Consider the following 25,832-nt stretch of genomic DNA (forward strand, 5'->3'; position numbering starts at 1 on the left):
TTAGATGCTTATGAAAAATCTTGAACAGATTCGTAAAATTCATAGGCATCATGTATTGGAAATCTTGGTATCATCAGGTCTTCTTCAACAAGAACATCTGTTAACACATGGTAGTCCCCGTGAGCTGAAGGCATTTCTGTTTGCTCCCATTTCCAACAAGCACCTGTAAAAGTAATTTGATTTCCATTTGAAAGTTTAATTTCATGCAGAGTTCCACCAAGTTCGACAAAGCCAATTCCATTATTTTCTGCTAGTTTTTTAACTAATTCTTGCTTTGAGATATTCATTTTCATTCCCCCAATAATTGATAGTTTTGCCTATAGCCCTTCGAAATAGCTATCCAAGTATTGTTAGTTGAACAGTTCATATTTGGTCGAAAAACGTGACAAAATAGAGGAGCCAAGGTCATCCTTTGGTGATTAAGCATGAGGAGGTTGAATGCTGCGTGAGATGGCAAAGGTCACTGATGGGTTTACTTAAGGATCGAAAAGACAAGAAGATTGCACTTGCCATAGATACCTCGACAAACCAGGTGCGCTCAATTTTAATAAACAATATCATAAAATTCTTTGGAGAAATGGTGCCAGAAGCACAGCTTGTTCAAGCTGATTTTAAAATAAGAAGCATCACATCTATACAAAACCCTACTATTAAATATTATACGCATGGAAAGTCCTCCTATACGGAAGTGCTTGAATGGGCAGATGAAGAGAAAATTGATACATTGTTTTATATTACAGATGTCACGGGCTATTTTTACGATGAATTGGATGTAAAAGCGGAAGTGTTTTGGCTGATTCCAGACGATTATGTCCCGAAAATGCCTTTTGGAAAAGCTATAAAAGTTGCCTGAATTATGAATAAAAATGCCTAGAATCATTTGAATTCTGGGTATTTTTTTGTTGGGAATGTATTTATTTTAAATTGATTCACTTCTCCCTTGACGGATAGGTAAAAACTGAATTATATTTTAATACATTGATACATAAAAGGGGGAAAAGTATATGAGTTTACTCGGTATTGTAAATATCGTATTGATGGTCTTATTGTTATTATTATTAGTTTATATGCAGAAAAAGCATGTATCATTTTCAAAACGAGTATTTGCAGCACTTGGCTTAGGAATTGTATTTGGTCTCGTTCTTCAGCTAATATATGGGGCTGATTCAGAGGTTATTTCCGAGTCTATTAGTTGGTATAATATTGTAGGAAATGGTTATGTGAAGTTTTTACAAATGATTGTTATGCCGCTTGTTTTCATTTCAATTGTATCGGCATTTACGAAGATGAAATTAGCAAATAATATCGGGAAAATTAGCTTCCTAATTCTTGGAATATTAGTAGGGACAACGGCAATTTCGGCACTTGTTGGGATTGGGACAACTGTAGCATTTGATTTAGAAGCCATCCAAATCGAAGCTGGAGACGCTGAAACAGCTAGAGGAGAAGCGATTGAAGAACGATATGCAGGTATACAAGATAAAACGTTTCCTGAGCAAATTGTTGATTTGTTGCCAGCCAATCCATTTTTAGATTTTACGGGAGCTCGTTCAACTTCTACCATTGCGGTTGTTATTTTTGCAGCATTTATCGGAATGGCTTATCTTGGAGTTCGCCGTAAGGATCCAGAGAATGCGCAAATGTTTGCTAAAATAATTGATGCGCTGTATGCAGTTATCATGCGTGTCGTGACTATTATTTTACGTTTAACTCCTTATGGTGTTCTTGCAATTATGACACGTGTTACAGCTACTAGTGATTACGGGGCCATTTATAAACTTGGAAAATTCGTAGTTGCCTCCTATGTCGCGTTATTGATTGTGTTTGCCATCCATTTATTGTTGTTAACATTTGCTGGTTTAAATCCAATCACGTACTTGAAAAAGGCATTCCCTGTGTTAACCTTTGCCTTCACTTCTCGCTCTAGTGCGGGAACCTTACCGCTTAATATCAAGGCACAGACTAATGATTTAGGTGTATCAGAAGGAATTGCCAACTTTGCAGGTTCATTTGGGCTTTCTATAGGACAAAATGGCTGTGCTGGTGTGTATCCAGCGATGCTTGCGGTCATGATTGCTCCTACTGTTGGTATTAATCCATTGAGCCCATCTTTTATATTAACTGTAGTAGTGATTGTTGCAATTAGTTCCTTTGGTGTTGCTGGTGTTGGAGGCGGTGCAACATTTGCTGCGATCCTTGTCTTGTCAGCTCTTGATTTGCCTGTAGCTTTAGCTGGTTTATTAATTTCTGTTGAACCTTTAATCGATATGGGGCGTACAGCACTTAACGTAAGTGGCAGTATGACAGCAGGAGTGCTTACAAGTCGAATTACAAACGAACTTGATACCGAAACATATTCAAGCCCAACTCAATCACTTGGTGCATAAAAAGAAGACCCTTCATTGGGTCTTGCTTTTTTGGTAAAATTAAGTAAAACCCGAGATGGAGATGATTTGTTGGAGATTCGTTTTGACCATGTTGTTCATTATGTAAAAGACCCGCATAATGCAATGGCAGCTTTTCAGTTGTTGGGTTTTCATACTGCGAGGGGTGGAAACCATGAAAATTGGGGAACGTACAATTCATTATGTTATTTTGAAAATCTAGCCTACATTGAATGGATTGGAATCAATAACATAGAGGTTACAAAAGAAGGAAGTCATCCGTTTAGTTGGCATCTTTATGAAGATTATCAACTAGGTGAAGGGCTTTCTCAAATTGCGTTTCGAACATCTTCTATTAAAAAAGTAAAGAGGATGCTATCTGAAAAAGGGTTCGAGACTCTTGGACCTTTTCCGGGATCACGCAAACGTTCAGATGGTACATTGCTCCAGTGGTCCATGCTTTTTATCCGGCACCTTCAGCCAATGCCTTTTTTTATTGAATGGGGAGAAGAAGATGGAGTAAGGGAAAAGGATTTGATTGGAAAAGGGATATATGTTCCAGGTACCAAAAGCATCTCCTACATCGGATACTCGGTGAAGGAACCCTCCACAACAGCAAAGCTTTGGGCTGATTTATTCAATGGAACCCTATTAGACACTATCCTGCCAGGCACTAAACAAAAAGCTTTACAAGTGGATTTAGAATCAATTAACGTGTACTTTTGTAAAGAGGATCATCCAAGGGGAGAGCGACCCTACATCATCGGCATTGAACCAAGTAAAGGTAAAACAAAGATTATTCATGGAGCAACGTACCGATTATAACAAGAACCAACCGTATTTACACGGTTGGTTCTTGTTTTGGGCGTGATTCACTTTTCATAATTTTTATTGCCGCGGTAGATTTGAAAATCTTAAACAACGAAAGCCCTACCTCTCTTTCGTCCTAACGGCTCCGAAGCCGATCCAGTGTGAATAAGTCTTTCTCAAATGTAAAAGATAAAACGAAATTAGTACTTCATCTATATCAAAAATTATGTTATAAGTTTTAAGGGAGCAAAATATTATTATACAGCAAATTAAATTAATTGTCAAATGATTACGGGGTGCTTGTCATGTTTAAAGAAGTATTTAAAAAGAGACTGCTGGTCATTTATTTTTTGGCAAGCCTGTTATGGATTACATTTTCTGAATTTATTATCGATCAATTTCCATCAGTAAATGATAGCTATTTTCAAATTGGTAAAGGACTCGTTTTTGTCATTATCACGACTGTTCTGATTCATCTTATCATTAAGAAACACGATGCCTATATTAAAGCATTAGAAGAGCAAAATGAACTAACGACTCTCATTAATGCGATGCCTGATTTCGTCTGTTTTAAAGATGGACAAGGCCGGTGGATCCGGATTAATCGGTATGCGAAAGAACTTTACAGTCTTCAAACGGATATGTATAAAAATAAAACCGATTTAGAAATTGCCCAGATGTTCCCAGAATTTGAGGAATATTTGTTTCGGAATGTCAAATTAGATGAAGAAACATGGAAAATCGGTAAGGAGACTCGTTATGAGCAAACCATCCTCATTCCGAGTGGAGAACTGAAAACCTTTGATGTCATCCGTGTTCCTTTATTCGAAGAAGGAAAACGTGCAGGCCTTGTGACAATTGGAAGGGATGTATCAAATGTGAAGGCTGCTGAAGAGCTTGCTCGCAGAAGAGAGAAACTCTCTGTTGTTGGTGAATTGGCAGCAGGAATTGCTCATGAAATTCGTAACCCACTCACGACGATAAAAGGCTTTGTACAATTGCAAAAGGAAAAAAACGAGTCAAACACATCAGATATTATCTTATCTGAGCTTGATCGAATTAATCAAATTGTTAGTGAATTACTCGTGTTTTCCAAGCCTCAGAGTAAGATTCTCAAAGAATTTAAAGTCAGCGACCTGATTGATTATGTCATTCAACTCACATCACATGAAGCAATCCTACATAATGTCGAAGTTTTGGTAGAAAATGACGCTGGAGAAGCCATTCTTTATGGGGATAAGAATGAACTCATTCAAGTATTTGTCAATGTGATGAAAAATTCCATTGATGCCATGCCTGCTGGAGGCAAAATAAGAATTCGTACAAAAGTTAACAATGATAAAGTCAATATTGAAGTTATTGACACTGGGGTCGGAATTCCAAAAGAAAGACTTAAAAAAATTGGAGAGCCTTTTTTTACGTTAAAAGAAAAAGGAATGGGACTTGGTCTTACGATGAGTAATAAGATTATCCAAGACCATAAAGGTACATTTAACATTATAAGTAAAGTCGGACTCGGAACGAAAGTAATCATTACCTTACCGGTTAGACATTACTATAAGGAGAGCCCAGCAAGGTAAAATGATTGATTTCTTCTACTCACTCATATAGGATATGAATGGTATGAAAAGCATAAAAAGTGGGGAATTAAGATGTCTGACATTATCATATCTAAAGCTCTGAATAATAATGTTATCATTGCAGATCACTCTGACTATGGAGAGGTCGTTATAATAGGAAAGGGCATCGGCTTTAACCGAAAGAAGCACGAGGTACTGGATAGTGCTGGCGTGGAAAAGCTGTTCGTCCTAAAGAATGAAAGAGAACAAAAAAACTATATTAAGCTTTTACCATATTTAGAGGATGATTTACAGAGAGTGATTATTTCCGCGATAGAGTTAATTAAAAGCAGAACGGCTGCGATGTTAAATGAGCATATCCATGTAGCCTTGACCGATCACTTGATATTTACTGTTGCTCGGATTTCGCAAGGGATGGAGATCCGCAATCCTTTTTTAATAGAAACGAAAGCGTTGTATCCAATGGAATACGACATCGCGAAAGAAGTCATGGCTCTATTTCAGGATGAAATTCATATACACTTGCCTGAAGGAGAAGCGGGATTTATAGCCCTTCACATACACAGTGCAATTTCCAATAAAGAATTATCAGAAGTAAATCAGCATTCTCAACTTGTGACAAAATTGGTGGAAACAATTGAGAATCAGTTGAAAATAGTGATTGATAAAAATAGCATTGATTATATGAGACTTGTGCGGCATTTGAGATTCGCAATTGAACGTGTAAAAGCGGGAGAGAAAGTAGAAGAACCAGAAAAAATTTCTGCTCTCTTGAAAGAAGAATACCCCTTATGCTATAATCTCTCATGGAAACTCATTAAGATCATGCAACAAACATTGAAGAAGCCAGTTTTTGACGCAGAAGCTGTCTATATGACGATGCATTTGCAAAGGCTTCAAAAGAAAGTTAAATAGCTACCATTTTTTTTAACGTGTCACTGATTCGATCAGGCATGAGTAAAGTTAATGATTAAATGAAGTTTAACAGGATATATTCTCCATTTTTGGAGATAGTATTCTTTGGCTTCTTTTAATTATCTCTTACTCATGCCTTTTTTATTTTTTGGGATTTCTTAATGAGAATGAATATCATAGGAGGTTTTAAGGTGTTTAAAAAAGTTTTTGGCGTCCTGCAAAAGATTGGTAAAGCACTTATGCTGCCTGTAGCCCTTTTACCAGCAGCAGGTCTATTACTTGGGATAGGAAATGCCATGCAACAAGAAACAATGCTGCAATATCTTCCGTTCCTGGAAGCAGATTGGATTCAGCTTGTTGCATCAGTGATGGAGGACGCAGGTGGAATTATCTTTAGTAATTTGGCCCTGCTCTTTGCAGTTGGGGTAGCGATCGGCCTAGCTGGTGATGGTGCAGCAGCACTTGCTGCTTTAGTTGGTTATTTAGTTCTGAATCAAGTAATGAGTTCATGGCGGGGAGTAACTCCTGAAATGCTTGCTGACAACCCCGCTTTTGCATCCGTTTTAGGAATTCCTACATTGCAAACAGGTGTTTTTGGAGGAATTATTGTAGGACTTATTGCTGCTTATGCTTATAATCGCTTTCACGATATTGAGATGCCTTCGTTTCTTGGATTCTTTGCAGGTAAACGATTTGTACCGATTGCAACAGCTGCGTTTTCTTTTGTAGCAGGTCTTTTATTATTATTTATTTGGCCACCCGTACAGGAAGCGATGAATAGTGCATCTCTATGGCTAATAGAAGAAGGTACGTATTTTGCTGTATTTTTCTTCGGGTTTATAAAAAGATTGCTAATCCCTTTTGGGTTACATCATATTTTCCATGCCCCGTTCTGGTACGAATTCGGTTCTTATACGACCGCAACTGGGCAAGTTGTTAGAGGAGATATGACAATTTTCTTTGCCCAATTGAAGGATGGGGTAGATATTACAGCCGGTAACTTTATGGCTGGCGAATTTCCAATTATGATGTTTGGTTTACCGGCTGCTGCGCTTGCCATGTATCATGCTGCACGTCCAGAAAATAAAAAGCTTGTAGCCGGACTATTAGGTTCAGGGGCCCTGACTTCGTTTTTAACGGGTATCACAGAGCCACTTGAATTTTCATTTATGTTTGTGTCACCTATTCTTTTCTTGATCCACGCAATCCTGGATGGATTATCTTTTGTATTAATGACCGCTTTGAGTGTTAATATAGGCTATACCTTCTCAGGTGGAGGAATTGACTTCTTCTTATTTGGCATATTGCCCGGTAGAGAGCCTTGGTGGATTGCGATATTAATCGGTCTTATATTTGCAGTTATTTACTATTTTGTATTCCGTTTTGCGATTAGTAAATTTAATCTCATGACACCTGGACGTGAAGTAGCGAAAGGGGAAGAGGAAAAGGAAGGGCAGGCTGGTGATCTCGCTTATAACATTCTAAATGCCATGGGTGGACAAGAAAATATTGCCCATCTTGATGCATGTATCACTCGTCTTCGTGTTTCTGTAAACGATATTAAAGATGTAAATAAGGACGAATTGAAAAAATTAGGTGCGGCTGGTGTGCTTGAAGTTGGAAATAATATTCAGGCAATCTTTGGACCACGCTCTGAAATCATTAAAAGTCAAATGCAAGACGTAATGAGCGGGAAAAAGCCCCGCGAAGCAGAAATGAACCGCACGAAAGAAATAAATCAAGATTTAATGGGTAATAAACATCAGGGTGATGACAGTTTTGTTTCACCTATAAAGGGTGAAATTAAACCAATTACCGAAGTTCCTGATGCAGTCTTTTCCGGTAAAATGATGGGCGATGGCTTAGCAATTATTCCATCAGAAGGTGTAATTGCTTCACCTGTTAATGGGAAAATTATCAACGTGTTCCCGACAAAGCATGCAATTGGTATTCTATCTGATTCAGGACGCGAAATTCTTATCCATGTCGGAATCGATACAGTTAATCTAAAAGGACAAGGTTTTGAAACACTTGTGAGTGAAAATGATAGGGTTGAAAAAGGCCAGCACCTATTGAAAGTGGATTTAGATTATATTAAGGAAAATGCAACGTCAATCGTTACTCCGATTGTGTTCACAAACCTTGTAGAAGGAGAAAAGATTATTCTTAAAAAGCAAGGTATGATTAATCTCTCTGAAGAAAATATCATCGAGATAACAAAAGGATAACAAAAATTAAACGAAACAGACCATAGGCAATTCTGTGGTTCTGTCTATTTTGTTTAATTGGTCGCAAGAAGGAGAGCTCATCACTCTCCTTTTTTTGTTCAGCCAGAATTATGTTGGAAAATACGCATATTTTTGATAAATTTAAATTATCATAGAATTACTAAAAAATAGGAGGCACTTATGTCTGCAAAAGAGAATGTTTTAAAAATCAAAGAGAATATTGGGAAAGTCATTATCGGAAAGGATGATGTCATTGAGTTAGTACTAAATTCTCTTATTAATAAAGGTCATATTTTACTAGAAAGTGTACCTGGTACAGGAAAGACAATGCTTGCGAAGAGTTTTGCGAAATCGATAAGTGGAAATTTTAAGCGCATTCAATTTACACCCGATGTTTTACCAAGTGATATTACGGGTATTCAATTTTTTAATCCGAAGGAACAGGAATTCCAGCTTCGTCCCGGTCCGGTTATGACCAATATCCTCTTAGCAGATGAAATTAACCGTGCAACTCCGAGGACTCAATCAAGTTTATTAGAAGTAATGGAGGAACGCCAGGTAACAATAGATGGGGAAACTTTAAAGCTTCCTGCACCATTTGTCGTCATTGCAACACAAAACCCAATCGAATCCCAACAAGGGACTTTTCCCTTACCGGAAGCACAAATGGACCGTTTTTTTGTGCAAATTGATCTCGGCTACCCAAGCTTTGAAGAGGAAAAGCAAATCATGAGAACATATCGACAAAACAACCCCATCGAGGAAATCTTAGAGGTTCTTACAAAAGAAGAGATTCAAGCGATGCAAGCTGAAGTAGGACAAGTACGACTTTCTGATGATGTTGAGGAGTATTTATTACGCATTGTACATGCCACTAGAAAGCATGGTGATGTTGAAGTTGGAGTGAGTCCAAGGGGAACGCTTTCTTTGATGAAGGCTGCCCAAGGCAAGGCATATTTAGAAGGACGGATGTTTGTAACTCCAGAGGATATTAAGTTTATGGCTCCATATGTCATTTCACATCGACTTGTGCTAACAATGGAGGGATCGTTGAAGAAAACGAATCGTCAAATTGTTCAGGAGCTACTTTCATCGGTATCAGTCCCGGTTGAAGCAGGGGCAGTGAAATAATGAATTGGCAGCGGCAAATATCGATTGGAAATGAAATGTCGTATATGATGTTTCTTTCTTCGGCATTTATTTTAGTTGGGATTCTTTCACAGGTGTTTTTGCTTGTGTTTGTAGGAGTGTTCTTTCTGCTATTTGTCTTTCTCAACAAATATTATTTAAAGCATGTTGGCAGTAAAATCATTGTTTCAGTTGATAAGTCTACTATTAAGCTCTTTAAAGGTGAAGAAAGTGATTTTTCGCTTATGCTACGACAGGAAGGGATGTTACCAATCTTGAATGGTCACATCCGAATAATGATTGATGATGTAATAGGTTTTAAGAATGAAAGAAAAGTTTTAGAAACCGAACAAATTGAACTCACCCTTCCGCTTACCCTTATTGGTAAACAAATTTCATCAACAAGCTTGCCATTTGAAGGGAAGCAAAGGGGAGTTGCAAAAATTCGCACACTAGAGATAAGAATTCCACATCTGTTTGGTTTTGGTGAAGCCTATCTTCAGTATACGAAGCCGATTAACTTTGAGACGATTATTTATTCGTCACCGGAAACGGTGGGAGGAATCGAAAAGATTGTTCCGAAAAATCAAGGAGAGTATCCTATTCGAACTTCATTTTTTGAAGATATGACGGCGATTGTGGGGACAAGAGGTTATGTACCAACAGATCCTTTTAACAGGGTTCATTGGAAGGCGAGTGCCCGTACCAATCAACTGCAAACAAAGATTTTTGATAAAACGGCTCAGTTTTCATGGACGATTATTATTAATGTCCGTGAACAAAAGCTGGAGCAATATTTGAGTGGATTAACATACTTACTAGAATCGGCAACAGTAAAAAATATTCCATTTGAGGTATTTGTCAATGTAAGAAGAGCAGGTAAAACGCCATATATCCATATACCTCTTGGGAAAGGGAAGGAACATTTAGCGAGAGCTCTTGAATTGATTGCAAGACTAAGCAAGCATAGTATTACGATTCCGTTTCATTACATGATTCATACCATTGGAAGACAGCAGCAGCTTTCACCCTATTTGATTTTGTTAGGTGAAATCGAAGAGAATGAGCAATTGATATTACGAAGCTTTGCAAGAAAGGGTGTCGATTGTTTTAAAGTGATTGAGAATGAGGATGCCATTTATTTACAGAAAGCTTCCTTTTCAGTGAAGAGGGGGAATTCTGATGCGATTTAATCAAGCATTACTAAAGTCGTACCAATATGTAATGGAAGTAATCCTACTCTATATTTTGCTCATGTTGCTATATATTCACACGGAGCAGCTGCCACCTATTCTACCATTCTTGTTTCTTACAGGTGCCGGGGCTGCCTTGATTGCACTCTTATTATCGTTCATGAAATCAAATACTCCATATGTATTTATTATGTTAATTGTACCATTGCTTGCCCTTGTAAGTAGTGCAATCGGCTTACCGTTCGGACAGAGTATTGTGATTGCAGCAATCGTATGTTACCGAATGGTTGTTCATTTTCATAAAAATCCAAAGCTGACAGAAGCATCTATTTTAAATGGTAGCTTACTTTTTGGAGGACTCACTTACTTTGCAGCAAAAGTCCAAGGGTATATCCATAGTGATCTTGTGTTGTATTTATTAGTTACCGAGTTAATTTTTTTCATGATTGGTAAACTCTTAAACAGTGTAAGTTCGAGTTCACTTGTCAAGAAAACTGTGGCTACCAGAAACAATTCATGGTCTGTAGTCGGTTTATTTAGTGGTTTATTTGTAAGTACAATTGGGGTTGCGGTTATTTTTCCGATTCTTTTTGTTAAGGGATTGTCCTTTGTATCATCCATTATTGGAACTGGCCTTTATTGGGTTTCAAAGCCACTTTTTAATGCGGTCGAAAATATTGAATCGTTTCGAGGCTCAAAGGGAGAAAGTGTGGGAAGCTTGAATTGGGATGAAACGGAACAGAAAAATCCATTTTTAGAGATGATAGGGAGTTTTGATATTTGGTTTTATTTATCGATTCTAGGTGCGATCATTTTAGCAGTAATCCTTTTCCTATTAGCCAGAAAAAGATTTGTAAAAGAGGCGGTCGTGGTGGGGGAGGCCTATCAATATGCGACTGTCACTGAGGGGATCAGGACACCTACTACAAAATGGAGAAAACCGAAAAGAAAAACCCCGCAGGCAAAGGTTAGAAAGCTTATTCTTGAATTAGAGGTGCTTTCAGCTCAGCGCGGTCTTGGTCGTTACCATCATGAAAGTGTAACAGAATGGCTAGGTCGAAATCATTTTCTTGATTATCGACTTGTAGAACTCTATGAAAGAGCCAGATATGGGGATGAAGAATTAAGCGCTAATGAAAACGAAGCTTGTGAAGATATGGTGAGGCAAATCAAAGCAAAAATAAAAAGCTTAAAAAACCAGAAATAAAGAAGAACCTCGAAATTCAGGTTCTTCTTCTTTTTAATCAAACACATTGTTTACTATTTTCTTTTAAAATCATTTCAACTGCCTCAGCAACAGATTCCACAACGAATTTTGCTTCTTTTTTTACATCGTCATGTGCAGTGGACATCACATAACTATAAGGAGTTAATTGAAACATGGGAATATCATTAAAAGAGTCGCCGATACACGCAATTTCTTTAGGTTTGAAAGAAAGTTCATCAAGAAGCTTTTGAACCGCATTGCCTTTACTTATTTGCTTTGGCATAATGTCCAATACATGTGTTTCAGAAATAAATAAATCAATCTCATCCTTAAAATCAGCTGAAAGCTTTTCGTACATATCGATAATATCTTGTTCAAAGCCCATCAGCGAAATTTTGGATGGTTTAACCTCACTAAATTTCGAACCGATTTCTGGGTCAATGATGATTGGATGGAACATTCTTTTTTGAACATCGGCTACATATTTATTATTTTCATGTGTGAAATTAGTATCATAGGTACATACAATCGTTACAAATCTGGAATCTAATACTTCTTTATATATTTTTTCCGCTATTTCTGTTGTAAAGGTACGAGAAAAAATAGACCTCTCATCAATGGTCGACGCAAACGCTCCATTTTGGCTGATGCGATGAAACTTTTGTCCAATCAATTTTAATACTTCTTTTATTTCCGTATCCATTCGACCTGTTGCAATGCTGATTTGAAGTCCTTCCTGTAATGCCTGATTTAAGGCTCTGGCGTCCTCGGATTTAACTGTATTATTTTCCTGTAATAGTGTTCCATCTAAATCACTCACAATTAGTTTAATCAATGAAAACACCTCCAACTTTTTTATGTAGATACAATAATTGTCTATTATACATGATAAACATGAAAGAGTGATATTGTTAAGTTGATTGTTTTTGAGAATCGTCTAAATGAATCATTAAATCGTCTGAGAAACATTCTCAATTTTCATTCTTGTCGGATTATGTTACTTATCGTTGAAAAATATTTATTATCTATGATATACTAGTTCGAGTATACGGTTATTTTGTAAAGAATGATCGGTTTTATTTTTACATACAGTTTACATTTACGTGTTACTGATTCGATCAGGCATGAGTAAGGTACTAGTAAAAGCTGTGAGAAAAAATGTCTCTCGTTTTTATTGTCTTTCTCGTGCCTTTTAATTTTTGATTTTGAGTCGGAACCTGCGATTCTTTCTTTACATATCTACCGGAAACGTACAAATACTACAAGTAATCATAATGATTTCAAATAATTGCAAAGGGGAAATTATCATGGCAGAAAAAACATTTAAAGTTACAAGTGAATCAGGAATTCATGCACGTCCAGCGACAGTATTAGTACAGGCGGCTAGTAAATTTAATTCAGATATTCAATTAGAATATAACGGGAAGTCTGTTAACCTAAAATCCATTATGGGTGTTATGTCTCTTGGAATCGGTCAAGGTGCTGAAGTGAAAATTGTTGCTCAAGGTTCTGACGAAGCAGAAGCAATCGCAAACCTAACAGAAATCATGGCGAACGAAGGACTTGGTGAATAATGTCAAATATGATTAAAGGAATTGCTGCTTCTGCAGGGATTGCCATTGCAAAAAGCTTTCGTTTAGAGCATCCTGATTTAACCGTTGAAAAACAGACAATCAGTGACAAAGATGCTGAAATGAAACGCTTTGATGAAGCAGTTAATCAATCAAAAGAAGAGTTAGAAGTAATTAGGAATCGTGCGAATGAAGAATTAGGGGAAGACAAAGCGGCTATCTTTTCCGCTCACCTTCTCGTGTTAAGTGACCCAGAACTTCTTAATCCGATTAAAGAAAAAATTAGTTCTGAGGGTGTAAATGCAGAATTTGCTTTACAAGAGGTTGCAAACATGTTCATTACCATGTTTGAAGGTATGGATAATGAGTATATGGCAGAACGTGCTGCTGATATTCGCGACGTAACAAAGCGTGTACTTGCTCATTTACTAGGGGTTACGATCTCGAATCCAAGTATGATTTCAGAAGAAGTGATCATTATTGCGGAAGACTTAACTCCATCAGATACGGCTCAATTAAATCGTAATTATGTAAAAGGGTTTACGACTGATATTGGTGGTCGTACTTCTCACTCTGCAATCATGGCAAGATCGATGGAAATCCCAGCTGTCGTTGGAACAAAAGCTGTTACCTCAAACATTCAAAATGGGGTCATGGTCATTGTTGACGGACTTGATGGTGACGTGATTGTTGATCCTTCTGAAGAAGTATTAGCTCAGTACCGCCAAAAGAAAGAGCAATATGAAGCTCAAAAAGCTGAATGGGCTAAATTGAAAAATGAAAAAACCATTACAAGTGATGGGGAACATGTTGAGCTTGCTGCTAATATCGGAACTCCAGAAGATGTTAAGGGTGTTCTTGAAAATGGTGGCGAAGCCATTGGCCTTTATCGTACAGAATTTCTATACATGGGCCGCGACCAGCTTCCTACTGAAGAGGAGCAATTTGAAGCCTATAAAACCGTTCTTGAAAAAATGGAAGGCAAGCCGGTTGTTGTTCGTACATTAGACATTGGTGGAGATAAAGAGCTTCCATATTTAAACTTACCGAAAGAACTAAACCCATTCCTTGGCTTTAGAGCAATTCGTCTTTGTTTAGAGGAACAAGACATTTTCCGTACTCAACTACGTGCTTTACTTCGTGCAAGCACATTTGGTAATTTGAAAATTATGTTCCCAATGATTGCGACACTTGATGAGTTTAGACAGGCAAAAGCGATTTTACTCGAGGAAAAAGAAACGCTTGTTGCGAATGGAACTGCCGTTTCTGATTCGATTGAAATTGGAATTATGGTTGAAATTCCATCAACTGCCGTATTAGCGGATCAGTTTGCTAAAGAAGTTGATTTCTTTAGTATTGGAACAAATGACTTAATTCAATATACAATGGCAGCTGACCGTATGAATGAGCGAGTTTCTTATCTCTATCAGCCATATTCACCTTCCATTCTACGCCTAGTTTCAATGGTTATTGAAGCAGCTCATAAAGAAGGCAAGTGGGCAGGAATGTGTGGAGAAATGGCCGGTGACACAATTGCGATTCCAATTCTTTTAGGACTTGGCCTTGACGAATTTAGCATGAGTGCGACATCCATTTTACCAGCACGTACTCAAATTAAAAAACTATCAAAAGCGGAAATCGCAAGCCATAAAGAAAAGATCTTATCAATGAGCACAACTGAAGAAGTTGTCGAGTTTGTTAAAGCAAACTTTATGAATTAACAAAAAAACGAGTCTTGGTTAGACTCGTTTTTTTGCGTAAAAGGGGTTTTTCCATTCCATTAATAATCCATAATTACAGGATTCTTCATCTTCAAGATAGTTTTCAATCAACTGGACAGGTGTACGTCCACTTCGGAGAAGAAATGTGATCACGGGGTCCTTCAGTTCACCTGCCATGACTTTTTCAACATAGCTTTGAGCAGCTATGTCTTTTGCATATTTGGAGTACCCGGACATCCGTCCTCCACCTAATAATCGCTCAACATTTAAATGAACGACAACCTCATACATCGACTGCATTAACCATTTTCCAAGACCATATTTTCGGAAAGCGGGGCTAATACATATATCCACAATATATAAGGTATTTCCAGTGGAGGTATGATTTCGGATGTATCCGTTATCTGTGATTTCTTCCCATGTGTGATGCGGATGGCTTGGATCAAAATGAACAAGTAAACCGGTCATTGATCCACATATTTTTCCATCCATTTCAACACATAAGGCACCCTCAGGAAATAAGGCGACATGATTATGTAATTGTTCTTTATTCCACCATAACTCAGACGGGAATGGTGGGGGAAAGCTTTCCCGTTGAACTTGAATTAAATCCTCAAAATCAGTTTCACGATAATTTCGAATCACACACGCTTTTGGTTTATTTTCATCGAACACAAATAGTTCTTTTCGAAACAAGCCGCTCACCTCACAACCACATTTTACGCTAGATTAGGATGGATGAGAAGCAAAATTATTCGTATTTTTGATTGTTTTCAAAAAATGATTCAACAATCTTTTCAAGTAACGCTGGTTCGGGCTGTTCTCCTGTAAATGAGAAGGGTAGTTCTTTAATAAAATCACCATCACGATAAACATGGATTGCACCATTTTGATTAATTACGCTATATTCTGTTTCAAACCGATAGCCTTCGCGGTCAATCGCACCCATTTAACTCTCTCCTTCATTCATGTTGTGTATAGTGTTCCTTTTTGTTGTGGAATTTGTACATATTATTTTAAAAAAACGCCAGTTTAATGATAAAGGGAGGTATTAACGATGCCAGATAACGATCGCGATCATCATGAAAGGGATCCCCATTTTGATGGAAGATATGAAGGCATGATCAATGCTGATATAGGAGGGGAGAAAATGGGGATCCGTTCAGATGTGAACACCGAAAACATGGTCCAACCTAAAAATCCTTTTCATCTAAAGCCGAAAGAAGATAGAGAAATGAAAAAGTTTCAGGATTTGTTTGATGGAAAATAACATGGAAAAGCCAGCAACCCTTTATGTTGCTGGCTTCTTTTCTTATTGGATATTTTAGAACCAAGCAGCTCCCACGATGATTAGAAGAATAAATAGTACAACAATCAACGCAAAGCCTCCGCGGAATCCGAAGCCGTAACCGTAGCCTCCGTAACCATATCCGCCACATCCATATCCTCCGTAGAATCCCATAATACATCTCCCTTTCTTAATTATAATTAATCTTAAACTTGCATAAGAATTACTAATAAATATAGGCTGCACCAACAATGATCAATAGTATGAACAATACAACAAGTAACGCAAAACCTGCTCCAAATCCTACTCCTACTCCACTCATTTAGAACACCTCCATATCTATTTGTTATATCCTATGGAATACGCATAGGTTTCGTAAGGTACAAAACCCCAATTTTCCTAAATTTTTTTTAGGTCTGACTTATTTCAAGTATGATATGATAAAAATAAAAAAAATGAGGGAGAAAGAAAATGATACATACAAATGTCTTAAATGAAAACACAGTCGTTGGCTTTATAGGAACAGGTGTCATGGGAAAAAGCATGGCTGGCCATATTCTTTCAAAAGGATATAAGGTTCTTGTTTATACACGGACGAAGGAAAAAGCAACAGACCTCATTGAACAGGGTGCGATTTGGAAACAGTCTGCGGGAGAAGTCGCAGATGAAGCAAATGTGATTATTACCATGGTGGGATACCCACATGATGTTGAGGAAATTTACCTAAGTGATCATGGACTTCTGGCACATGCGAGAGAAGGTACTTATTTTATTGATATGACAACATCAACACCGTCTTTGGCAAATAAAATATATCAAGCCGCAAAACATCATGGTATGTATTCCTTAGATGCACCTGTTTCAGGTGGAGATGTTGGTGCAAAAGAAGCGAGATTAGCCATTATGGTTGGTGGGGATCAGGATGTATTCGAAGCTTGCAAGCCACTTCTTGAAATAATGGGACAAAACATTGTATACCAGGGTCCAGCAGGTTCTGGTCAGCACACTAAAATGTGTAATCAAATCGCAATTGCGTCAAATATGATAGGCGTTGTTGAAGCAATGGTTTATGCAAAAAAATCAGGACTTAATCCAGAAACCGTATTAAAAAGTATTTCAACAGGTGCAGCCGGAAGCTGGTCATTAAGTAATCTTGCTCCACGAATGATTGCAGGCAACTTCGAGCCTGGTTTCTTCATTAAACATTTCATTAAAGATATGGGGATTGCACTAGAAGAAGCGAAAGCAATGGGAATGGAAACACCAGGACTTGAACTTGCAAAAAAAATGTACGATGAATTAGCCGAAAATGGTGAGGAAAACAGTGGTACCCAAGCCATCTGCAAGCTCTGGGAATAACAGGTCACAGGTTTTAGAGCCAAGAGGTTATGGTCAGCTCCTGCATAGAAATCCCCTTAGAGAAGAAAATAATGATGATAATCTCTAAGGGGGTGCACTCAACTATGGCAAAACGAAATAAAAAGAATGATCCCGAACAAAAAAACAAAAAAGGCTTTGATTCAGCTGTAACGGACTCTGAATTCGGCAAAGAGTTTGGCAGTGCTGCAGCTAACAAAGCACATAAGAAAAAGGCTAAAAAAGAAAAAGCCTCTAAAAATGATGGAAAATATGAAGGCGGACTATAAGTTGTGTATAAACAATATTCGACAAGGAGATGTAATTGTCGAATGTTTTGACACCCATAGTACAATACCAGCGATAAAAAATCCAGGTCATTGCATGGCCTGGATTTTTTATATTTGCCAAAACAGTAGGAATTTTGCTGAAATTTCTTTATAATAGCATTAAAACAGGTCTTTCTACCTATGGATATGAATTAGCCCCTAAATTAATGTAATAGTATAGTAAAAAAATGGTTACACCAACCCATTTAAATCATTTATCGACATTCATATACAGATCGGCCATAACGATTGAGTCAAGCAATAATGAGGGAGGGGGTTCAATATATGAAGACAGGAAATCAACAGAGTGCTCCAGAGTATGTATCAGTGGTAACGCCTTCTGTTAATCTTGTATTAACAGTGACGAAAAATGGACAAATTCTTTATATTTCAAGCAACTGTAAAAACATCTTAGGCTACACACAAGACTTGCTGATTGGAACATCGATTAAAAATATCATACATAAAGATGATCGTTTTATGCTTGAAAGTTATTTTTTCAATAAACAACAACAATCTGTATGTGCGCTAAGACTGTTAAAAACCAATCATGATATCATTTGGTTCGAAACTATTGTTGAGCCTATCTATAACTCCTCGTCTTGTGAATATGAAGAAATACTACTAAAAATGAATGTGTTATTAGAGCCAGCAAATGATCGCATTTCTGAGGAATTTAGTTCTAACACTTTATTCTCCTCGTTTATTCCGGATGAGATTCCCTCATATACGAGGTTGGTAGAGGCACCGATTTTAATCGATGAAGCTCCTTTTCCGATTGTCATTGCAAAGCTAGGTCAAATTGTTTATCTAAACAGGGAGGCAGCTACCTTATTAACAATTAAACATCCGAAAGAGGTAATTGGTAGTGCTATTTATTCATTTATAGATGAAGAATTCCATGAGGTCGTAGCTAAGCGAATCGAGCAAATCCAAAATGGATTTCGTTTAGGCATTATCGAACAAAAGTGGAAGAAACAAAACAATGAAACATTCTTTGTTGAAGTAAAGGAAGTACCCATCTATATCAACGATGAAACATATGAATATCTTGTTTTGCATGATATTTCATCACGCAAGTCATTCCATGATATTATCCATAGAAGCCGTGAACGTTATCAACGGATTATCCAAAATTCAATTGATACGATTGCCGTGATTTATCAAAATAATTGGGTGTTTATCAATGACTCAGGTGTAAAAATGTTTGGGGCAAACAGCTATACAGAAATGTTAGGAAAAAATATTTATACCTTCCTTCATCCGGAAAATCATGATCAGGTGAGAGATTTCATCGAGATCGTCAATGCGGAAAAGAAAGAAGTCAATTTTAGTAAACAATCATGGTATACATTCCAAGGAAAGCAAATTCACACAGAATTAATCGGAATACCGACTACCTACTTTGGAGAGGCTGCCGTTCAAGTCATTATTCGTGACATTTCTGACCGAATAAAAGCAGAGGAATTAATGATTAAATCTGAAAAACTTTCAATCGCCGGGCAGCTTGCGGCAGGAATTGCCCATGAAATTAGAAATCCATTAACCGCCATAAAAGGGTTTTTACAATTGTTTAATGATGAATTCCATGAGAAACAGAATTATTTTGACATTATTTTTTCTGAATTAAATCGAATTGAATTAATTTTAAGTGAGCTTTTATTATTAGCAAAGCCGTCGGAAATAAAATTCAAAAATAAGGATATCCGGACTATTTTACGTGATGTTGTGACACTGCTTGAAACACAAGCTATTCTCCAAAATATTCAAATCAATATTGAATATGAGAATGAGGATTCGATTATTACCTGTGATGAAAATCAGATTAAGCAAGTCTTCATCAATCTCATCAAGAATTCCATAGATGCAATGGAAAATGGCGGTACCATTATCATTCGCACAATGGTTTCGGACGACTTCATTTATATTTTCTTTATTGATGACGGCTGTGGAATTCCAGAATCCATCCTTAACCGAATTGGGGAGCCTTTTTATACAACGAAGGAAAAGGGAACGGGCCTTGGGTTAATGGTAAGCTACAATATTATCGAAAACCATAACGGAGAAATTAAAGTCGATAGCAAGGAAAATGAAGGGACAACCTTCGAAATAAAACTTCCTCGAATAAACCAAACGATGTAGCAGAACAAAGCTACATCGTTTTTTTTATAAAATAAGAAGGCTAGTGCTTCTCGCACTAGCCAATTGATGATTATTGAAGAAATTTATGTTGGGACAGTAACATTTTATATTGTTTTGTAAGATTCATAAATAATGTTTCATCACGATTCAATAGTGATTGGTCAATTTGTTTTAGCAATTGTTCTTTCTGAAAGGAGGCCTGTGATTGGATGAGAACCATTTCTGCTACCTTCTCATACATCTCTTCATCAGGCGTTTGAGGCATAACAACTACTTCATTTTTTGGCTCTTTGTTAAAATGGTCCATTACGTAATCACTCCTTTTAATTTTTCGCTTATTTGTAAATAAAATGTTTGTTTACTTATAAGCTCCACTAGAACCATGCTATCTTAGGAAAATATTGCATCGTCTAGTTGTCTTTCTATTATGAGGGGAAAACAGTAAAAAGTAAAGTGTTTTTTTAGAAAATTTAGATATGTCAGAACTTAGATGTGTTGGTAAACATTGTGATAAGAGGAAGTGATTATGAAAAAATGGGTTACTTTCCTACATTACATCATAGAATGCTATGAGGACTTTTTATAAAAGGGAGGTACCTGCTATGAATCAACCATATGGTGGATATCAAATGAATCCATACAACCGGGCAGTTCCACAATATTATTACCCATACTATCCCGTTCCCAGCTATCCACAAGCTTATTATATAAATCCTAACACGCAGCAAAATCAATTAAGACAAACAGAGGAATTTCAAAATGTATGGAAAGAAGTACGGAAAAATCTAAAACCTCACTATAACGAATTGGCCGAATATAATGTCAACAAAAGAATATCGCAATATATTGCGATGCAGCTTGTCATGTTTACACTTATGACGCAAAATCAATTTTCAGGTTCTTTAGACCAAAAGGTTAACCAAACCTATCCCGCTTTTCGAAATCAAGCGAATTGGATCTTTGGCGTATTGTCTCCTTATCGGATTCCGGATCGGGTGCTTGAAAGGATATTTAAGGCAATTATTCGACTCACTTATGAAAATATTGGCTACTCGCCAGAAAAGAATTGGAGCGAATGGGAAGACCTTGGAGGTTATTTAACATCGGGACCTTCTGCGATAGTGCCTGGTAGAAACCAATTAGATGTCTATGTTCGTGGACGAAATCGAGTTCTTTACCACCGGATGTGGAATGGTTCAAGATGGACAGAATGGGAGAATCTCGGGGGATCTCTAACATCCTCACCTGCTGCAGTGTCTTGGGGACAAGGAAGGGTAGATGTCTTTGGTCGAGGTGACAAAAATCAACTGATTCATAAATATTGGGATGGCTCTACATGGAGCGATTGGGAGGATTTAGGCGGAGTACTCTCATCATCACCCGCAGTGGCGTCATGGGGAGAGAATCGCTTAGATGTCTTTGGAAGGGGTACGGATCGTCATCTTTATCATAAATATTGGGATGGAGAAGGATGGAGTGAATGGGAAAACCTTGGGGGAGTTCTAACTTCAGCACCTGGTGCCGTTTCGTGGGGACCTAATCGAATTGATGTCTTCGGTCGGGGTGAGAATCGTGCTCTTTATCATAAATACTGGAATGGCTCGAACTGGAGCAATTGGGAGGATCTTGGTGGCCAATTAACCTCAAGTCCCACAGCATCCTCAAGGGAATCTAATAATTTAGATGTATTTGTAAAAGGAACAGGTGACCATCTTTATCTGAAAAACTGGGACGGAAGCAGTTGGAGTGATTGGGAAGATCTAGGTGGAAACTTAACCTCAGAACCATCCTCAGCATCATGGAATCGCAATCGAATTGATGTCTTTGCTAGAGGAGAAAACAATCAATTAATCCATAAATGGAAAGCATGACATGCACTAAGGAGTTGTAAAGATGCCTAGATATGTATGGGGAGTGGATTCGGCAGCAATCGTCGATGAGGAATTATATACATGTGTAAAAAGTAAATTTGGAAATCCGAAATTTTGGGGGAGATATTTAAGTGAAGTACCAGATGTTTCCCATGGCCTAACAAGGGGAGAAATTTCATTTTTACGAAATCGAGGAATTAAAGTTTTGCCAATTTATAATGTTTTTTCAGATGCAACTAGCTTTGAAAAAGGGCAGCTCGCTGCACGTAATGCCGTGTTTAATGCAAGACGTCTAGGTATTCCAAATAATGTAGCCCTATTTGCAAATATCGAGCGTTTTTATGCTGTTGATGAAGCTTGGATTCGAGGGTGGGTGGAGTCTATTTACCCAACGGGTTATCGTCCGGGTATTTACCATGATCCAGTCGAAGGCAGTTTTTCCAATGCATATTGTGAGGCTGTACGAAAAAATAAGCAGGTTGCAGTACAAACAATATTATGGAGTGCTGAACCGGAAACCGGGGTTACTAGGGAACGAAATGCCCCCACCTATAGACCAGCGTCACCGAAATGTAAAGCAAATGTGTGGGTTTGGCAATATGGAAGGGATTCGCAGGACTGTCCAATTGATACAAATCTAGCCGATCAACGCACTTTAAATTATCTCTATTAAAAAACCAGGTAGCTATACCTGGTTTTTCACTGTTCGTCTTGCTATAGCAATCAAAGAAAAAAGTTTCGTACATAGTTTTTGATGTCTAGCTCCAGGCGCCCTCCGCCGTTCTAATTAACGATAACTTTCCCCTAGTTTTTTGAATACGGGTTTTTGGTAGGTTCGTTTGTTTGGACGAAGAGTATTCTCTGTTTTTTCTTCAATTCCAACGTATTGCTGTAAGAGGCTTTTCGCTAGAGAAAGTGATAGATATGTTTTTGGATTACGATATGTCTGATTCAACTTTCCAAGGTGTGGTAGGCGTGAGAAGTCTTCTTTTGTAGGAGGCATGTGAAAATAATAGTCTCCGGCTGAAATTAAGACATCGGATTGCTGTTGACTATTTTTCGGATTTCTGGAAAAATGAAGTCCTTCTTTTTTGGCTTTTCCTTCTGCTAAAAGCTTTTCTAACGCTTTTCGCTTAAGTAGATATAAAAATTTAGGGTTTGTTGCGGTTTTAGCATGTCGGTTCACAACAAAAATGGCACGAGCCAGGTTGTCCACATTTGGTTCAAGCGGGGTCTGATTTACCTGTTTTTTCATACTTTCTCTCCTTTCTATCTTTTATTATACTGGTAGTAGTGAATTTTGACAAATTGACTTCGTTTCTCCGGTTGATATCGTGATTGAAAAAATCTTGAAAAAATAAAGGTTTTTGTCGATAGATGGAGAAGAAATAGATAATACTTGAATTAGGGAATGGTACCATGAACAGAATAAACAACGTTATCTTAAAGGATGATCAATTCAATCGTTTTGATGATAAAATTGAAGCAATCATTTTTGAAATAATCCTTAAACATATTAAGGATTTAATATATGTCATGAAAGTAGAAGAGAACGGGACCTTTTCCTATGTTTTCTTAAATGAAGAAGCGAAGGGGCATGCGAAATTAACGAGTGATAGTCTTGGAAGGTCACTTCATGATGTACTGCCTCTGGAAACAGCCAATCATCTGCATGAACAATACACATCGGTTATGGAGAAGAGAAAACCAATCTCTTTTCAAGATGTTGTCATTTTAGCAGATAAGAGAGTTGTTCATGGAGAATCGATTTTAACTCCAATATTTAATGATAAGGGTGAAATTACTTTTATTGTAAGTGTGACACGTGATATTTCTGCTAGAGTGGCTGATAAAGAAATGATTACCTACATGGCTTATCATGATCAATTGACAGGTTTGCCGAATCGCACTTTGTTAAAAACAGACCTTGACAATGCCGTCGAAGAAGCAGAAAGAAATAATCAAAACTTAGCATTAATGTTTATTGACCTTGATCGTTTTAAATTTTTCAATGATTCAATGGGGCATGTTGCTGGTGACCACCTACTACAAGAAGTTGGAAAAAGGTTAGCATCAATTAGTCAAAAGAGCTATAAAGTGTTCCGCCAAGGTGGGGACGAATTCATTGTCATTCTACCGAATACAACAAGAGAGCTCTCTGAACAATTCGCACAATATGTGAACCGAGCATTTGAAAAGCCTTTCCTATTAGAACAAAAGGAGTTTTTTATTTCGGCTAGTATTGGAATTAGTATCTTTCCCACAGATGGTAGAAATGGCGATACACTAATTAAAAATGCAGATACCGCCCTATATCGAGCTAAGGAATTAGGGAGATCACTGCATCAATTTTATAGTTCTGATTTACAAAAACAAACTTCCCATTTAATGCAATTGGAGACAGGTTTAAGAAAAGCAATCGAGAAAAACGAGCTCGAAATTTATTATCAACCACAGCTTGACCTTAGTACAGATGAAGTGACAAGCTTTGAGGCGCTATTAAGGTGGAAACATCCGATTCTTGGATTCGTGTCACCGGGTGAGTTTATTCCAATAGCTGAGGATACCGGGCTTATTTTATCAATAGGTGAATGGATTATTAAGACGGTTTGCGGAAAGCTTAAGGAATGGAAAGAGAAAGGGTATGGGCCTGTTTCCATATCAATCAATTTATCGCCGAAGCAATTTCAGCAGCCTGAACTTGTAAAAATGATTCATGAAAATATTATTCAGAATCAAATCTATCCTGGGAGTCTTGAATTTGAACTGACAGAAGGGGCTATGCAGGATCCAAAAAGAACATTGCAGACTCTAGCAAAATTAAAAGAAATTGGTGTGCGGATATCTGTTGACGACTTTGGAACCGGTTATTCCTCTTTAAGCTATATTAAAAAACTACCGATTGATACATTGAAAATTGACCAGTCCTTTGTAAAGGATGTGCTTCGTGATGAAAAGGATGCTGCGATTACAACAACGATTATTCACTTGGCGCAAAGCCTTGGTCTTTCTGTTATTGCAGAGGGTGTAGAAGACGAACAACAAGTAGAATTCTTCAAAATCATGGGCTGTCACAAAGTGCAAGGCTATTTCTTTAGTAAACCCATCCCAGAAAATGAAATGATCGAACATTATTTTTCTAATAAGTAATAGGAAAAGAGGATGCCACCTGCGGCATCCTCTTTTTGCTAGTTCGAAACCAAGGTAAAAACAGAGATTTCTGGTTTCGCTAAAAATCGTAGTGGAAGTCTTGTCGTTCCTAGTCCTCGATTAACATATAAGAACATTTTATTCGGCCCAATTAGATGATCTCCTTCATAATAAATGCTGCCAAGCGGTGGGGTAATCAGGGGACCCACAAATGGAAGCTGGATTTGACCACCATGGCTATGCCCAGATAATTGCATATGGGCACCTACCTCTTCGGCTCGGTCGGCAATATCAGGCTCATGTGCAAGCAGAATCGTAAAACTGGAGGAATCTACGTCTTTAAAAGCTTGTTCAAAATTTGGACGCCCAAGCATGACATCATCCAGTCCGACAATTGAAATTTTAGAATCATCAACGTAAACTTCCTCAGAAGTATTCATGAGTAGGGTAAAGCCAGTTTGATTCATCAGGTTTTTATAGATTTCTGATCCATAACCTCCATGGTCATGGTTTCCGTAAATGGCAAATTTTCCAAGTGGTGCGTTTAATTGTTGAAGAATCGGAATCAGGTGATTGGTAGCTGCATATTTGTTCGGCTCATCCATTAAATCCCCTGTAAAAAAAAGTAGGTCAGCTTTGAGACCATTTATTTTATCAACAATTCTTTGAAGTTGTTCCAATGTGAAATGATGTCCAACATGGGTATCACTAAATTGGACAATCTTTATTTTATGAAAGGCTTTAGGGATGGCCGGATGCCGAATTTTATGATTCGAAACTTCTAGCTGTTTCGGTTCAAGGTAACGAGCATACCAATACCCGAATGAAGAAGCAATAACAGCTGTTGAAGTTGCAGCAAAAGTACGTTTAATAAATTGTCGTCTTGTATATTTTTTTGCCATCCTATCCGCCAACCTATCTATCAAGTCATGAGACTAGTGTAGCATATTCATATTCAA

27 protein-coding genes are annotated in these 25,832 nt (G+C 37.6%); 18 read left to right on the forward strand and 9 right to left on the reverse strand.

Features of this window, described 5'->3' with window-relative positions:
- Positions 1–8 precede the first annotated feature (8 nt).
- Entirely contained in the window at positions 9–287 is a 279-nt protein-coding gene (locus V7138_RS17790) for a hypothetical protein (RefSeq protein ID WP_335399836.1), read from the reverse strand.
- Positions 288–445: 158 nt separating this feature from the next.
- Here V7138_RS17790 and V7138_RS17795 point away from each other — a divergent pair, with 158 nt between their 5' ends.
- From V7138_RS17795 to V7138_RS17835, 9 genes are all read left to right on the forward strand, one after another.
- A complete protein-coding gene (locus tag V7138_RS17795) occupies positions 446–853 on the forward strand; it encodes a VWA-like domain-containing protein (protein WP_335399839.1) in 408 nt (135 codons plus the stop codon).
- Positions 854–1,004: 151 nt separating this feature from the next.
- Positions 1,005–2,387 (forward strand): L-cystine transporter, encoded by a 1,383-nt coding sequence (locus tag V7138_RS17800; protein WP_335399841.1) that lies wholly within the window; start codon positions 1,005–1,007, stop codon positions 2,385–2,387.
- Between the two features lie 69 nt (positions 2,388–2,456).
- Positions 2,457–3,209 carry a VOC family protein gene (locus tag V7138_RS17805; protein WP_335399842.1) on the forward strand — a complete coding sequence of 251 codons (753 nt, stop codon included), beginning with the start codon at positions 2,457–2,459 and terminating at the stop codon, positions 3,207–3,209.
- Positions 3,210–3,499: 290 nt separating this feature from the next.
- Complete coding sequence (locus V7138_RS17810; RefSeq protein WP_335399844.1) at positions 3,500–4,774, forward strand: ATP-binding protein; 1,275 nt, start codon at positions 3,500–3,502, stop codon at positions 4,772–4,774.
- A 72-nt stretch (positions 4,775–4,846) separates the two neighbouring features.
- Positions 4,847–5,689 carry a glucose PTS transporter transcription antiterminator GlcT gene (glcT, locus tag V7138_RS17815; RefSeq protein ID WP_335399847.1) on the forward strand — a complete coding sequence of 281 codons (843 nt, stop codon included), beginning with the start codon at positions 4,847–4,849 and terminating at the stop codon, positions 5,687–5,689.
- A 191-nt stretch (positions 5,690–5,880) separates the two neighbouring features.
- Complete coding sequence (ptsG, locus tag V7138_RS17820; protein ID WP_335399850.1) at positions 5,881–7,917, forward strand: glucose-specific PTS transporter subunit IIBC; 2,037 nt, start codon at positions 5,881–5,883, stop codon at positions 7,915–7,917.
- 180 nt (positions 7,918–8,097) lie between these two features.
- A complete protein-coding gene (locus V7138_RS17825) occupies positions 8,098–9,048 on the forward strand; it encodes an AAA family ATPase (protein ID WP_335399854.1) in 951 nt (316 codons plus the stop codon).
- Positions 9,048–10,238 carry a DUF58 domain-containing protein gene (locus tag V7138_RS17830; RefSeq protein WP_335399857.1) on the forward strand — a complete coding sequence of 397 codons (1,191 nt, stop codon included), beginning with the start codon at positions 9,048–9,050 and terminating at the stop codon, positions 10,236–10,238. The genes V7138_RS17825 and V7138_RS17830 overlap by 1 nt, the downstream gene beginning before the upstream one ends.
- A complete protein-coding gene (locus V7138_RS17835) occupies positions 10,228–11,445 on the forward strand; it encodes a DUF4129 domain-containing protein (RefSeq protein ID WP_335399860.1) in 1,218 nt (405 codons plus the stop codon). Before V7138_RS17830 ends, V7138_RS17835 begins: the two co-directional genes overlap by 11 nt.
- 37 nt (positions 11,446–11,482) lie before the next feature.
- Here the strand turns inward: V7138_RS17835 and V7138_RS17840 are convergent, their stop codons facing one another.
- Complete coding sequence (locus V7138_RS17840) at positions 11,483–12,280, reverse strand: HAD family hydrolase (protein WP_335399863.1); 798 nt, start codon at positions 12,278–12,280, stop codon at positions 11,483–11,485.
- A gap of 472 nt (positions 12,281–12,752) precedes the next feature.
- Between V7138_RS17840 and V7138_RS17845 the strand changes: the two genes are divergently transcribed.
- Positions 12,753–13,019, forward strand: a complete 267-nt coding sequence (locus V7138_RS17845; protein WP_335399866.1) for a phosphocarrier protein HPr — start codon at positions 12,753–12,755, stop codon at positions 13,017–13,019.
- Positions 13,019–14,737 (forward strand): phosphoenolpyruvate--protein phosphotransferase, encoded by a 1,719-nt coding sequence (gene ptsP, locus V7138_RS17850; RefSeq protein WP_335399868.1) that lies wholly within the window; start codon positions 13,019–13,021, stop codon positions 14,735–14,737. The genes V7138_RS17845 and ptsP overlap by 1 nt, the downstream gene beginning before the upstream one ends.
- An 18-nt stretch (positions 14,738–14,755) precedes the next feature.
- Here the strand turns inward: ptsP and V7138_RS17855 are convergent, their stop codons facing one another.
- Complete coding sequence (locus V7138_RS17855; protein WP_335400591.1) at positions 14,756–15,433, reverse strand: GNAT family N-acetyltransferase; 678 nt, start codon at positions 15,431–15,433, stop codon at positions 14,756–14,758.
- A gap of 55 nt (positions 15,434–15,488) precedes the next feature.
- Positions 15,489–15,686 (reverse strand): DUF5370 family protein, encoded by a 198-nt coding sequence (locus V7138_RS17860; protein ID WP_335399871.1) that lies wholly within the window; start codon positions 15,684–15,686, stop codon positions 15,489–15,491.
- 108 nt (positions 15,687–15,794) lie between these two features.
- On the opposite strand from V7138_RS17860, the gene V7138_RS17865 reads away from it, so the two are divergent.
- Positions 15,795–16,007, forward strand: a complete 213-nt coding sequence (locus V7138_RS17865) for a hypothetical protein (RefSeq protein WP_335399874.1) — start codon at positions 15,795–15,797, stop codon at positions 16,005–16,007.
- Between the two features lie 54 nt (positions 16,008–16,061).
- On the opposite strand, the gene V7138_RS17870 is transcribed toward V7138_RS17865, so the two are convergent.
- The gene (locus V7138_RS17870) at positions 16,062–16,199 is read right to left on the reverse strand and encodes a YjcZ family sporulation protein (RefSeq protein WP_438824376.1); all 138 of its coding nucleotides are present in this window, start codon (positions 16,197–16,199) and stop codon (positions 16,062–16,064) included.
- 52 nt (positions 16,200–16,251) lie between these two features.
- The gene (locus V7138_RS17875) at positions 16,252–16,347 is read right to left on the reverse strand and encodes a YjcZ family sporulation protein (protein WP_335399876.1); all 96 of its coding nucleotides are present in this window, start codon (positions 16,345–16,347) and stop codon (positions 16,252–16,254) included.
- A gap of 149 nt (positions 16,348–16,496) precedes the next feature.
- Between V7138_RS17875 and V7138_RS17880 the strand changes: the two genes are divergently transcribed.
- The 3 genes from V7138_RS17880 to V7138_RS17890 all read left to right on the forward strand — a co-directional run bounded on the left by V7138_RS17880 (position 16,497) and on the right by V7138_RS17890 (position 19,852).
- On the forward strand, positions 16,497–17,384 hold the full coding sequence (locus V7138_RS17880) for an NAD(P)-dependent oxidoreductase (protein ID WP_335399877.1): 888 nt from the start codon (positions 16,497–16,499) through the stop codon (positions 17,382–17,384).
- Positions 17,385–17,488: 104 nt separating this feature from the next.
- Positions 17,489–17,671, forward strand: coding sequence for a hypothetical protein (locus tag V7138_RS17885; RefSeq protein WP_335399879.1), 183 nt, complete (start codon positions 17,489–17,491; stop codon positions 17,669–17,671).
- A gap of 324 nt (positions 17,672–17,995) precedes the next feature.
- The gene (locus V7138_RS17890) at positions 17,996–19,852 is read left to right on the forward strand and encodes a PAS domain S-box protein (RefSeq protein ID WP_335399882.1); all 1,857 of its coding nucleotides are present in this window, start codon (positions 17,996–17,998) and stop codon (positions 19,850–19,852) included.
- Positions 19,853–19,922: 70 nt separating this feature from the next.
- Here the strand turns inward: V7138_RS17890 and V7138_RS17895 are convergent, their stop codons facing one another.
- Positions 19,923–20,159: an IDEAL domain-containing protein gene (locus V7138_RS17895; protein WP_335399883.1), complete on the reverse strand. Its 237-nt coding sequence runs from the start codon at positions 20,157–20,159 to the stop codon at positions 19,923–19,925.
- A gap of 295 nt (positions 20,160–20,454) precedes the next feature.
- On the opposite strand from V7138_RS17895, the gene V7138_RS17900 reads away from it, so the two are divergent.
- Both V7138_RS17900 and V7138_RS17905 read left to right on the forward strand, forming a co-directional pair.
- Positions 20,455–21,723 carry a sialidase gene (locus V7138_RS17900; protein ID WP_335399885.1) on the forward strand — a complete coding sequence of 423 codons (1,269 nt, stop codon included), beginning with the start codon at positions 20,455–20,457 and terminating at the stop codon, positions 21,721–21,723.
- Positions 21,724–21,745: 22 nt separating this feature from the next.
- On the forward strand, positions 21,746–22,396 hold the full coding sequence (locus V7138_RS17905) for a glycoside hydrolase domain-containing protein (protein WP_335399887.1): 651 nt from the start codon (positions 21,746–21,748) through the stop codon (positions 22,394–22,396).
- Positions 22,397–22,510: 114 nt separating this feature from the next.
- Here V7138_RS17905 and V7138_RS17910 read toward each other — a convergent pair whose 3' ends face one another.
- A complete protein-coding gene (locus V7138_RS17910; RefSeq protein ID WP_335399890.1) occupies positions 22,511–22,978 on the reverse strand; it encodes a YkyB family protein in 468 nt (155 codons plus the stop codon).
- A gap of 164 nt (positions 22,979–23,142) precedes the next feature.
- On the opposite strand from V7138_RS17910, the gene V7138_RS17915 reads away from it, so the two are divergent.
- Positions 23,143–24,873, forward strand: coding sequence for a sensor domain-containing protein (locus V7138_RS17915; RefSeq protein ID WP_335399893.1), 1,731 nt, complete (start codon positions 23,143–23,145; stop codon positions 24,871–24,873).
- Between the two features lie 38 nt (positions 24,874–24,911).
- On the opposite strand, the gene V7138_RS17920 is transcribed toward V7138_RS17915, so the two are convergent.
- Positions 24,912–25,775 carry a metallophosphoesterase gene (locus V7138_RS17920; RefSeq protein WP_335399895.1) on the reverse strand — a complete coding sequence of 288 codons (864 nt, stop codon included), beginning with the start codon at positions 25,773–25,775 and terminating at the stop codon, positions 24,912–24,914.
- Positions 25,776–25,832: the final 57 nt, after the last annotated feature.

Source organism: Bacillus sp. JJ1533 (genome assembly GCF_036965045.1).
GTDB lineage: Bacteria > Bacillota > Bacilli > Bacillales > Bacillaceae_L > Ferdinandcohnia.